At 51.6% G+C, this 11,245-nt stretch carries 11 protein-coding genes, 2 tRNA genes and 1 pseudogene; 3 read left to right on the forward strand and 11 right to left on the reverse strand.

Annotation, left to right across the window (positions count from 1 at the left end; genetic code table 11):
- Positions 1-303: 303 nt before the first annotated feature.
- Positions 304-450, forward strand: a pseudogene (locus INT19_RS19745) (DCC1-like thiol-disulfide oxidoreductase family protein); the annotation flags it as partial.
- Positions 451-509: 59 nt separating this feature from the next.
- On the opposite strand, the gene INT19_RS07710 reads toward INT19_RS19745, so the two are convergent.
- The 9 genes from INT19_RS07710 to rnr form a co-directional block, all read right to left on the reverse strand.
- Entirely contained in the window at positions 510-812 is a 303-nt protein-coding gene (locus INT19_RS07710) for a DUF6482 family protein (RefSeq protein WP_038476962.1), read from the reverse strand.
- A 140-nt stretch (positions 813-952) separates the two neighbouring features.
- Entirely contained in the window at positions 953-1,246 is a 294-nt protein-coding gene (locus tag INT19_RS07715; RefSeq protein ID WP_009721685.1) for a hypothetical protein, read from the reverse strand.
- A 66-nt stretch (positions 1,247-1,312) separates the two neighbouring features.
- Positions 1,313-2,701, reverse strand: a complete 1,389-nt coding sequence (gene dnaB / locus INT19_RS07720; RefSeq protein ID WP_009721684.1) for a replicative DNA helicase — start codon at positions 2,699-2,701, stop codon at positions 1,313-1,315.
- A gap of 219 nt (positions 2,702-2,920) precedes the next feature.
- Positions 2,921-3,367: a 50S ribosomal protein L9 gene (gene rplI / locus INT19_RS07725; protein ID WP_038476968.1), complete on the reverse strand. Its 447-nt coding sequence runs from the start codon at positions 3,365-3,367 to the stop codon at positions 2,921-2,923.
- A gap of 15 nt (positions 3,368-3,382) precedes the next feature.
- Positions 3,383-4,234, reverse strand: a complete 852-nt coding sequence (locus INT19_RS07730) for a hypothetical protein (protein ID WP_038476971.1) — start codon at positions 4,232-4,234, stop codon at positions 3,383-3,385.
- Between the two features lie 12 nt (positions 4,235-4,246).
- Positions 4,247-4,474, reverse strand: coding sequence for a 30S ribosomal protein S18 (gene rpsR, locus INT19_RS07735; protein ID WP_009097135.1), 228 nt, complete (start codon positions 4,472-4,474; stop codon positions 4,247-4,249).
- 33 nt (positions 4,475-4,507) lie between these two features.
- Positions 4,508-4,891, reverse strand: coding sequence for a 30S ribosomal protein S6 (rpsF, locus tag INT19_RS07740; protein WP_009721681.1), 384 nt, complete (start codon positions 4,889-4,891; stop codon positions 4,508-4,510).
- Positions 4,892-5,103: 212 nt separating this feature from the next.
- On the reverse strand, positions 5,104-5,898 hold the full coding sequence (rlmB, locus tag INT19_RS07745) for a 23S rRNA (guanosine(2251)-2'-O)-methyltransferase RlmB (protein WP_089039382.1): 795 nt from the start codon (positions 5,896-5,898) through the stop codon (positions 5,104-5,106).
- 2 nt (positions 5,899-5,900) lie between these two features.
- Positions 5,901-8,303, reverse strand: a complete 2,403-nt coding sequence (rnr, locus tag INT19_RS07750) for a ribonuclease R (protein ID WP_193060351.1) — start codon at positions 8,301-8,303, stop codon at positions 5,901-5,903.
- A 246-nt stretch (positions 8,304-8,549) separates the two neighbouring features.
- Between rnr and INT19_RS07755 the strand changes: the two genes are divergently transcribed.
- A tRNA-Leu gene (locus tag INT19_RS07755) sits at positions 8,550-8,636 on the forward strand.
- Positions 8,637-8,740: 104 nt separating this feature from the next.
- Positions 8,741-8,827: transfer RNA gene (locus INT19_RS07760), tRNA-Leu, on the forward strand.
- A 176-nt stretch (positions 8,828-9,003) separates the two neighbouring features.
- On the opposite strand, the gene INT19_RS07765 is transcribed toward INT19_RS07760, so the two are convergent.
- On the reverse strand, positions 9,004-9,654 hold the full coding sequence (locus tag INT19_RS07765; RefSeq protein WP_193060352.1) for a DUF4214 domain-containing protein: 651 nt from the start codon (positions 9,652-9,654) through the stop codon (positions 9,004-9,006).
- A gap of 32 nt (positions 9,655-9,686) precedes the next feature.
- The gene (locus INT19_RS07770; protein ID WP_193060353.1) at positions 9,687-11,081 is read right to left on the reverse strand and encodes a choice-of-anchor L domain-containing protein; all 1,395 of its coding nucleotides are present in this window, start codon (positions 11,079-11,081) and stop codon (positions 9,687-9,689) included.
- Between the last annotated feature and the right edge of the window lie 164 nt (positions 11,082-11,245).

The following is an 11,245-nucleotide window of genomic DNA, read 5'->3' on the forward strand; positions in this document are numbered from 1 at the left end:
GTATAACTGTAGACCAACTCATGTCGAAGCCTTTATCCTTGGTGACCAGCCTTCGCTTTCATTATCAAAGAGTGCTCAATGAGCCGTTTTTCTACGCTTCACGCAACGTCACCTGTCACGCTATATCACAATGGCCACTGCCCTTTTTTGCCGCGTGGAAGTCACGTGGTTTGCAAAGCATCGCCATCAAGAACGTGTCGCACTCGTGGACATTCAGAGTAGTGATTTCAATGCAGCCGATATAGGGCACAAGTTTGACGATATGATGGGGCTACTGCATGTCAAAGACAGCCAAGGAAATGGTATATCGGGATGGATGCCAGCCGGGCCCTCTATGCGGTACTGGGCTACCGGTGGCTAGTATGGCTTTCTTGCTTACCAAGCCTGCGAGGAGTAATGGATGCAGGCTATCGTTTTTTTGCCCGTCGCCGTGTGCGGCTAGGGCGATGATGGAAGAAGCGTCACGCAAACAAGTGAGGACGCCATAGGATGTTGCAATGTTTGTAGTGTTAAAACACTAGCGGCATACGTGATGTTAACGGCGAACTGTAATGAGCATCGCGTCCAATCACTTCATCCTGGGGTACATGCTGCACTAAGTAAGCACGGTGAATCCCAGCACGCTTTAGCTCAAGATAAACATCATCTAGCGAGCGAAACAGCATTGGCTTACCGCGCTGGGTCAACATATGCCGCTCGCCCTCTACATCTTCAAGCTCTAGTTGATAAAAGCGGCTGCCCGAATGCGTGATAACGCGTATTTCAAAGTTATCGTGACCCGCAACAAATTGCTTCAGTTCTTTAAGTTCCATGGTTCCCTCCTGTGATTGTTCATCATCATGGGGCACAGCATGACGATACCCCATGACAATTTTATTACCTTGGCACTAACTGCCTATGACGGCAACATCACAAAAGAGTTCCTGACCAAAACGTCAACTTATTCGTCGAATTATTGATACTCAGAGGGGTCGATTGCTTTACCTAACGAGTTGCGATCTATCCAGTTACCGCCTTTAGTTTCCTTGTAACGGAAAACTACTTTATCGCCCACCGTTACCGGCAGTTCTGAATCTTCAGTTTGGTAGCTATATTTTTCTCCTTCAACTACCAGGAAGTAACGGTAGAGGTCAGGCATTCCCAACCACTCTTTAAATGGCCCTTCTCGCTCTAGTGACTGCAGTTCCCCACGGCCTTCCAGCTTAGGAAGACGCTTACGGTTACCACGTCTAAAACCACCTGCCATTTGCTACTCCTGTCTATCTGCTTGGTCGGGGAGGAGCATTATACGTTCTCCCCCCTAACGCTCAAGTTAATCGCCGAACGCTTCGCCATAGCTATCGGGCGCAAGGTCTTCGAAGCGTGTGTATTTACCAATAAAGGCCATATGTACCGTACCGATAGGCCCGTTACGCTGTTTACCAATAATCAGCTCGGCAATCCCTTGGTTGTCAGGATTGTCAGGGTTATACACCTCATCTCGGTAAACAAACGCAATGACGTCGGCATCCTGCTCAATCGCGCCGGATTCCCGCAGATCCGACATGACAGGACGCTTATTGGGGCGCTGCTCCAACGAACGGTTAAGCTGTGAAAGTGCTACAACAGGGCATTGAAACTCTTTTGCTAGCCCTTTCAGCGAGCGGGATATCTCCGATATCTCACCGGTACGGTTTTCAGAAAACCCAGGAATCTGCATTAACTGCAGATAGTCAATCATGATCAGCGCCATATTGCCGTGCTCCCGCACCACTCTACGTAGGCGTGAGCGCATTTCATTAGGCGAAAGCGCCGCAGTATCATCAATAAATAGCTGCTTGTCTTTGAGCAGGTTGACCGCCGATGTTAATCGCGGCCAATCTTCATCTTCCAACTGCCCCGAGCGCACACGGGTTTGATCAATCCGACCCAACGAAGAGAGCATACGCAGCATCAGAGATTCTGCTGGCATCTCCATGGAGAACACCATCACCGGCTTATCGCTAGCAATAACCGCGTGCTCCACCAGATTCATGGCAAAAGTGGTTTTACCCATTGACGGGCGGCCCGCGATAATTACCAAATCTGAGGGCTGTAAGCCTGAGGTCATTTCATCGAGGTCACGAAACCCCGAGGAGAGCCCTGTCATTTCACCCTTTAGATTGAACAGCTCATCAATACGATCAACGGCTTTGGTTAGCAGTTCACTCATGCCGATAGGACCGCCCGTTTTCGGCCGCTCTTCGGCAATCTGAAAGACTAATCGCTCAGCTTCATTCAGCAGCTCATCAGCAGGCCGCCCCTGGGGCGAAAACGCCCCGTCAGCAATTTGATTGGCCGCACGGATTAATTTACGCAGTGTTGCCCGCTCGCGAACGATATCCGCATAAGCACGAATATTACTGGCAGAAGGCGTATTGCGAGCCAGCTCAGCTAAGAATGCCAAGCCGCCTACCGTATCCAACTGATCACGCGCTTCTAACGCCTCTGACAGCGTTATAACGTCCAGCGGCTGCCCGGATTCGGCCAAATGAATCATCACATTGAATACCAAGCGATGCTCATAGCGGTAAAAATCATCCGCCACCAACCGTTCCGAGACATTGTCCCAGGCCTGATTATCCAACATTAGCCCACCTAGCACCGACTGCTCCGCCTCAAGAGAGTGCGGCGGCAGCTTTATCGCTGCCGTTTCCTGATCAGCAGAAGGCTGGTCCTGCATAGTGAGCTCCTTAATCATAAAGCGTAGCCAATAACGATGACTATCTTAGCGGGACAATCTCAAACTCACCATAAGCGACCTATCTACGCCAAGCGACGTTCAAAAAAATTCGACCCACACCTCAAACGTTTTTGACCGCGCTTAGAACGACATAGATTAAAAAGACAAAGGGCGCGGGAAGACCCGCGCCCTTTGAGGCGTCAGCGTTGGCGAGAGCGTTTACTCTGCGACAACAACCACGCGAACAACAGCATCTACTTCTGCATGCAGGTGTAGAGCGATGTCGTATTCGCCAGTTTGGCGAATCGGACCTTGCGGCATACGTACTTCGCTCTTGGCAACTTCGATGCCAGCAGAGGAAATAGCGTCGGCCAAGTCACGAGGACCGATAGAACCGAACAGCTTGCCTTCATCGCCTGCTTTAGAAACCAACGACAATTCGATGTCGTTAAGCTGCTCAGCACGCGCTTCAGCTTCTGCTTTACGCTCAGCGGCTTGGGCTTCAAGCTCAGCACGCTGGGCTTTGAATGCTTCAACGTTATCTTTGGTTGCCGGCACGGCTAGGCCGTAAGGAACCAAATAGTTACGACCATAACCGGGCTTTACAGTGACTTTGTCACCCAGGCCGCCCAGCTTACCAATGTTGTCGAGCAGAATGACTTCCATCTCGTAAACCTCTTGTCAGTTGCTGCGGGCAAGGCGTGCGCGAACGTTCGCGAATGTATCAATCAGCCCCAACAGCAGCACAATGAGAATCGTGGGCCAGGTCGTGATCAGCAGCACATAAAATGCCACCAGCCACAGCCCGTTCATCCCCTTTATTCCAATAAACCCATGCACTAGCGCAATGCCAGCTACCAGCAGTGGAATCCAACCAAGCATTGCCAGAGCGTGCGCTCCCAACACCATACCCCCCACACCAAGCACGACTAAAACAGCCAGCTCTTTGGGCGATAGGCGCAGTGCGTGAAACTCTTCGCGGAAGCCGCCTGGGTTATAAAGCCCAGCTTGCCAGCTTCGCGCCAAAGCCAAACACGCAATAGCGGCCAACAATACCACCAAGCCTGTTACACCACCGATCACCATAGCGGCGAGCGTCGGTGCATCAATACCTTGGTTAGCAAACTCTGTCAGCATGCGATCAATCTCAGTAGAGCTTGCTCGCAGTTGCTCCAGCATTAACTCTGTTCCACCTGGCGGTATAAAGATGCCGAGTTGAACCATAACCGCTGCCGCCAATGTGCCAACGATTAACGCTTCACTCCAACGCATCCTCTCACGCAGGATGACTGCCATTAGCGTTACTAGCAGTACGCTAGCAAGTGGAATGACGTCACCTTGAGACCACCAGAACCCCGCAGGTAGTGCAGCAGCGATAATTACCGGAAGCGCAGGTGCAAAACCTTTGCGTAAGGTAACTAGCGCGGCGATGGCTGCCCCTAACCAGAACAGCCAAGGCACTAGCGTCGCTAACGCCGCCCCGCCAATGGCATAGGGCGTGCTCCGCATGAGCCATCTCGCCAGTGCCAGCATCACGTTAAACGCTTACTGATGGCTATCGGAGTAGGGCAGCAGTGCCAAGTAACGCGAACGCTTGATAGCAGTCGCCAACTGACGCTGATAGCGTGCTTTGGTGCCGGTAATACGGCTCGGAACGATCTTGCCGGTTTCGGTGATGTAAGCCTTCAGCGTATCGAGATCTTTGTAGTCGATCTGCTTGACGCCTTCAGCAGTGAAGCGGCAAAACTTACGGCGACGGAAAAAACGTGCCATGGACTAGCTCCTTAAAACGTGCGGTGGATGAAATTAGGCAGTTTCTTCTTCAGCTTCTTCAGCGCGCGGTTTATCTTCGCGACGCGGACGCTTTTCTTCTGCCGGCTTCATCATCGGAGAAGCTTCGGTGATCGCTTCTTTACAGCGAACAACCAAGCTGCGGATGATGGCGTCGTTGAAACGGAAGATGTTCTCGATTTCTTCGAGAGTCTCGCCGGTGCACTCAACGTTCATCAGCACGTAGTGGGCTTTGTGGATCTTGTTGATCGGGTAAGCCAGGTGACGACGGCCCCAATCTTCCAAGCGATGCACAGTGCCACCGTTTTCGGTAACAATGCTGGTGTAGCGCTCGACCATAGCCGGCACTTGCTCGCTCTGATCCGGGTGGACCATAAACACGATTTCATAATGACGCATGGAATCTCCTTGCGGTTTGACAGCTTCCGGTGTGTATTGACACAGCTGTATCAATGACGACAGGGAAGCAAGGAGTTAACTGAAATGCCCATTGTTCACCGCGAACGATGTCATTTGGGGCATCAAGCAGAACTGTTTTTCGTATTAACTGTTAGCCAATACGAGCGCCCGCTTAAAGTTAAACGGGCGCAAGCATTCTAGTGGGCTAGTGCTTAACTTGCAAGCTGCCTCTGCCGAACAGCTTCAAACAAACAAATGCCTGTCGCGACCGATACGTTCAGGCTGGACACCTGTCCGGCCATAGGCAGCTTTGCCAGATTATCGCAGGCTTCCCTGGTTAACCGGCGCATGCCCTTCCCTTCAGCGCCCATCACTAATGCAGTCGGGCCAGTCATATCAATCTCAAACAGGCTAGCCTCAGCTTCACCAGCAGTACCGGTAATCCATACACCAGCATCTTTTAGCTTAGCCAATGTACGCGATAGGTTAGTAACCTGATAAACAGGCACCACCTCGGCTGCGCCGCAAGCTACTTTCCGCACCGTCGCGTTCAACGGCGCGGCTTTATCCTTAGCCACAATCACACCGTGGGCACCAGCAGCATCCGCGCTGCGCAGGCACGCACCAAAGTTATGAACATCGGTAACACCATCCAGCACTAACAATAGCGGCGGTGCAGACGCTTGCCATGCGCGTAGCTTCAACCACAACGACTCTTCCCCTTCGGGAACCAGCGGCGGGCAAAATGCCACAACCCCTTGGTGGGCTGCACCCTGAGTAAGCTGATCCAGCAAGTCTCGAGACTGCTCTTTAATCCGCGCACCACGAGCCTGAGCGCTCGCAACCACTTCCTTCAAGCGGTTACCCGCGCCTTGCTGCACCCACAACTCAAGGGGCGTTTCGCCCCGTTCCAGCAGACTTTCCAGGGCGTGAACGCCATACACTTGGTCTAGCCCATCCGGAGTTCGAACAGCCGGACGCGAGCTACGTCGAGACGACGATTTCATGCTCAACCCTTATTCGGTGATGGTTTACGCGGGCCATTACGCGTGCGTCTTGGCCCACGGCGCGTCGGCTGCTTATCAGCCGATGCCGCTTTGCTAGCTCCCCCTTCTACTCCAGCACCACCTTCTCCACCGCGGCGCTTGCGCGGCTGGCGGCGTGGCCGGGGTTTCTCGTCAGCTAAACCAAAGTCGATCTTACGATCATCCATATCTACCCGCGCAACCTGAACCGTAAGCCCGTCACCCAAGCGGTAGGTCGTGCCTGTGCGCTCACCTTTGAGGCGATGCTTCTCTGCCTCATAGTGGTAGTAGTCAGAGGGCAGCGAGGTGACATGCACCAACCCTTCGACATAGAAGTCATCCAGTCGCACAAACAAGCCAAACTGAGTCACTGAGGCGATAGTACCTTCAAACGTTTCGCCCAGCTTGTCGGACATAAACTCACACTTGAGCCAGCTTTCAACATCACGGGTTGCTTCATCAGCCCGCCGCTCGGTCATTGAGCAGTGCTCACCCAACTCAAGCATTTGCTCGAAGGTATAAGGACACCACTTGCTTGGCGGATCAACCGGTGCGCCTTCTACCCGAACAACCGTATTGGTTTGTCGTGGCCCACGAATAACCGAGCGAATGGCACGATGCACCAATAGATCAGGGTAACGACGAATCGGTGAGGTGAAGTGCGCATAGGCCTGGTAAGCCAAGCCAAAATGGCCCTCATTCTGGGGCGAATAAACCGCCTGGTTCATTGAGCGCAGCATGACAGTTTGGATGATGTCAGCATCTGGGCGATCAATAATCGCCTCACGTAACGCTTGATAGTCCTGAGGCGTCGGCATATCGCCACCACCAACGGAAAGCCCCAGTTCGCTCAAGAACAGACGCAGCTTATCAAGGCGCTCCGGTGTCGGGCGCTCGTGAATACGGTAAAGAGCGGGCAAGTCATGCTTATCCAGGAAGCGCGCGGTGGCCACGTTGGCCGCCAGCATACACTCCTCAATTAGCTTATGAGCATCGTTGCGGGTGCGCGGGACGATTTTTTCAATCTTGCGCTCATCATTGAAGATAATCGCCGTTTCAGTGGTATCAAAATCAATCGCACCACGCTCTTCCCGGGCACTACGCAGCAGGCCATAAAGCTCGTGCAAATTTTGCAACGGCTTCACTAGCGCCTTGTGCTCATTGCGCAGCGCTTCCCCTTCATCGCTCTCGTTATCGAGGATGGCCGCCACTTTATTGTAGGTCAGGCGAGCGTGGGAGTTCATTACCGCTTCGTAGAACGAGTAGCGGCTAATAGCCCCCGTCTTGGAGATATTCATCTCACAGACCATCACAAGACGATCAACATGGGGATTTAACGAACACAAGCCATTTGAGAGCAGCTCAGGCAGCATCGGCACAACCTGGCCTGGGAAGTACACCGAGTTACCCCGCGTGCGCGCTTCATCATCAAGCGCGGTCCCCGGGCGCACGTAGTGCGACACATCGGCAATAGCGACCAACAGCTTCCAACTGCCCGACTTGGTTTTCCAGGCGCACACCGCATCATCAAAGTCTTTGGCGGACTCATCGTCGATAGTGACCAACGGAATCTCACGCAGATCGACGCGGTGTTGCTTATCTTCCTCTAATACTTCTGCTGAAATACCGCTGGTTTGATCAAGCACTTCTGGCGGAAACTCAGCGGGAATATCGTAGCTACGAATCGCGATATCTATTTCCATGCCAGGATCCATCCGCTCGCCCAGCACTTCGATAACCTCGCCGACCGGCTGAACACGCGTGGCCGGCTGCTGAACGATTTTTGCAGATATTACCTGCCCGTCTTTCGCGCCAGCGCTTGCCGTATGAGGAATGATAACTTCCTGGGTAATACGTGGATTTTCAGGAATCAGCACACCAAACTCAGGCGAGTTACTACGGTATACACCCACAATCGTTTGGGTGTTTCGCGCAATCACATCGGCAATAGTCGCCTCATCACGGCCACGGCGGTCACGGCCACTAACACGCGCCAGCACGTAATCGCCATGGAAAACACGGCGCATCTGACGTGGAGGCAATACTAAGTCTGGCTTTTTACCATCATCACGCAGCAGGAAGCCAAAGCCATCTCGGTGGCCCAGCACCTTCCCTTTAATAAGGTCAAGTTTATCAATTAGTGCATAAGCGCCGCGGCGATCGCGCAGCACCTGACCATCACGCTCCATGGCAGCCATACGACGGCGAATAGCTTCAAGATGATCTTCATCTTCAATGCCGAGCATGCGGCTCATATTTTCGTGGGTTATTGGCTTGCCGTACGTTTCCAGGGCAGCTAATAAATATTCGCGGCTGGGCGCAGGATTATCATACTTTTGCGCCTCGCGCTCGGCGTGCGGATCATCACTCAACGTCCAGTACTTCATGCGATCAACATCCTTGATTGCGTTTGCGGGAGGCAGACAGTTTGCGCAGGCGCAGTGCACTGCGGGCGGGAGGATTCAGCCAATGATTGACTGAAAAACATCATGTTTGGTTTGGTCATCACTGCATTATAGCGCTGCCCGCTCAATCACCCAACCACCTAGCTCGGCAATTGTACGATTTTAATGATAAAAAACAGTTACTGGGTCTTGCATTTAAGCGTGGCCTCGGTATCATACGCGCCACTTGCCCAGATGGCGGAATTGGTAGACGCGCTAGCTTCAGGTGCTAGTGTCCGTATGGACGTGGAGGTTCAAGTCCTCTTCTGGGCACCATCTTATATCATGTCACCCCCTTTTCATGGTGTAAAATGGTGTAGCGGCAAGCAGTACTATTTTAGAAATAGTATAGATAAAGTATTAGCAAAACGTTTGTATTCGCCCAGGTGGCGGAATTGGTAGACGCGCTAGCTTCAGGTGCTAGTGACCGTATGGTCGTGGAGGTTCAAGTCCTCTCCTGGGCACCAACGCTGTAACATTATTGACTTACCCCCCCTCGCCTACACTTATTGTCCCTCTGACTTTTAATTCTCACTTCTACTTCCTCGATTCGAATAGAGCGCTGGCGCCTGCTGGGCTGAAGATAAAAAAAGCGACTACTCTTACAGATGTAGCCGCTTAGGTTACTGTCAAAATTGCGCTATCAGGCGAAGATAAAACCTTCCGCCAGATACTTGCTGTGTATTTCGTCGGATGAGGCGAAGTAAGCCATTACATCGCCCTGGCCAGCCTGCTCAGCTCCCAGCACCTCAGACCAGTACTCAAGCCCTTCTGCATCGGGCGCACGGTCGAAGGTATTGTCATAAAGCAGCATTAGGAAGTCATCATCGCCTAGGTTATCACCATGCGCGCTGACAAACTCTTCCGATGCTAAGAAGTAGTCAGCCACCTCAAACAGACTGCTACCTTCGTTACGAATACCGGACCAATACTCCAACCCCTCGGCATCCGCCTCGCGGTCAAACGCCATCTGGTAAAGCGCCTCAATAGCCGAAACCTCAACGCTATCAGCTACCTCACCCAGCTCCACTGTAACAACTGCTGATGCTGCCACGCCTTGGCTATTGGCAATTGAATACTCGAAAGTATCCATAACCATCTCACCCTCTGCCAAAGCAGTAAACGCAGAACCTTGGTCATAAGTGAAGTCGCCATTTTCCTGCACAACCACACTCGCACCGGAGTCCAGCGTCATCGCCGTATTGAAAACAACATCCTGACCATCAATGGCAGTGATGACAATTGCATCGTCCCCAGTAGCCTGATCAGCACCATTGCCATTATCAGCAAACAAGTTGCCACTGGCCAACCAGCCAAAACGACCCGCTAGATCATCATTATTGGCCGCTCTGGTTCTGGCTCTGGTTCTGGTTCTGGTTCTGGCTCTGGTTCTGGCTCTGGTTCTGGTTCTGGTTCTGGCTCTGGTTCTGGCTCTGGTTCTGGTTCTGGTTCTGGCTCTGGTTCTGGCTCTGGTTCTGGTTCTGGTTCTGGCTCTGGTTCTGGCTCTGGTTCTGGTTCTGGTTCTGGCTCTGGTTCTGGCTCTGGCTCCGGAGAAGTCTCCTCAAGGGTGATCGTGGTCCCATCCTCAGCTTGTGTAAATACAAAGCTATCTGGATCATCCAAGTCCGCAAACGTCAGCGTCGTATCATTTTCCCCGTCCTGATTAGAATCAATATCTAAAATCACCGACCCAAGGCTAAATGTCACATCTGACACATCAAAAAAGCTATCTTTAACAACTACTTTGTCATTCGACTCAAAACCAACAATGACATCACCATTCAACTCAGTAGTACTGCCTGTGACGGTGTTTGCCTGCTCATTCAACGTGACTTCTTCTGCAGCCACGGTTGTAGTGACGTTGCCCCCAGCATCCGGAACCAACGCACTGAGCACACCGCCGCCAGAGCCTCCCCCACCAATCAGAGAGAGATCAGATACAAAAAGACCTGAATCCAGAATGAAATCACCAGTATCCGCAATACCAATCTTGACGGTATTCTCGCCTTGTTGGAGAGGAGCTCGAACTACAATCTCTCTGCTAAAGCCGTCCCACTCAATTGCATAAGGCGAACTAAATTGATTGTCATTATCAATAAATACACCTGACTCAAGGTTATCTGAAATAACACTTAGAGGCTTATCCGTAGCAGCAAACTCAGCGTAGTTAACGCCGTTGACATATAGAGCAGCAATATCTACAAAATCACTGTCAACATATTCAGGGAACTCTTCTGAGCCAAATACAAGGCTCGCACGAAGTGTATCCACATCCGGGTCATTGACGTTTACCGTAAACTCAATCACTGACGCATCGTTTGTGCTACCCGCCCCCGGAAATGCTTCAAGTGCCGTTTCGGTTAGATCTGAGTCTCCTGGCTCCCCGTGACTCACACTATCCCCAGTCGTGGTATTCTCTGAGCCTGGGAACCCACCTGTCGACAACATAATACCCTGACCATATTGATATGCTGGCAACTCAGAATCTTCATCTGGCAGAATTTCAAAATTATCAACCCAAAACGCAGCGTTACTTGAGCCGGTATAGGTAACGTTAGTTGCTAGCCCCCCTCCCAGAATTTTGTTAACAGCATCAGCCGCAACATCTGAAGCTGTAGCCTCTTCCGCCTGAGTCATTAGATCATGGAAACTTAGGTAATAGCTCGCTAACAGTTCATCATCCAGCGTGAAAAACTCATATTCTTCTTTTTTTACAGTCATTTACCTACCCCTCCAAGACTGATTTATTGGCATGATCACAAGAACACACCGCATAAATATATTTTTAACTAAGAGTGGACACGCATACCCCAAACGAACATTCAAATCTTAGCAACAATCATACTAAGTGAATCCGCATAAGTTATGGTGTATAAAGCGAGGCT

The sequence above is a fragment of the Halomonas sp. 3A7M genome (assembly GCF_014897875.1).
GTDB lineage: Bacteria > Pseudomonadota > Gammaproteobacteria > Pseudomonadales > Halomonadaceae > Vreelandella.

Coding starts and splice junctions, on each gene's coding strand:
- rplI (WP_038476968.1), bottom strand. CDS start 3,367: ATGGAAGTCATTCTGCTCGACAACATTGGTAAGCTGGGCGGCCTGGGT.
- rlmB (WP_089039382.1), bottom strand. CDS start 5,898: ATGAAATCGTCGTCTCGACGTAGCTCGCGTCCGGCTGTTCGAACTCCG.
- dnaB (WP_009721684.1), bottom strand. CDS start 2,701: ATGCAGGACCAGCCTTCTGCTGATCAGGAAACGGCAGCGATAAAGCTG.
- INT19_RS07770 (WP_193060353.1), bottom strand. CDS start 11,081: ATGACTGTAAAAAAAGAAGAATATGAGTTTTTCACGCTGGATGATGAA.
- rpsR (WP_009097135.1), bottom strand. CDS start 4,474: ATGGCACGTTTTTTCCGTCGCCGTAAGTTTTGCCGCTTCACTGCTGAA.
- INT19_RS07715 (WP_009721685.1), bottom strand. CDS start 1,246: ATGGCAGGTGGTTTTAGACGTGGTAACCGTAAGCGTCTTCCTAAGCTG.
- rpsF (WP_009721681.1), bottom strand. CDS start 4,891: ATGCGTCATTATGAAATCGTGTTTATGGTCCACCCGGATCAGAGCGAG.
- rnr (WP_193060351.1), bottom strand. CDS start 8,303: ATGAAGTACTGGACGTTGAGTGATGATCCGCACGCCGAGCGCGAGGCG.
- INT19_RS07710 (WP_038476962.1), bottom strand. CDS start 812: ATGGAACTTAAAGAACTGAAGCAATTTGTTGCGGGTCACGATAACTTT.
- INT19_RS07730 (WP_038476971.1), bottom strand. CDS start 4,234: ATGCTGGCACTGGCGAGATGGCTCATGCGGAGCACGCCCTATGCCATT.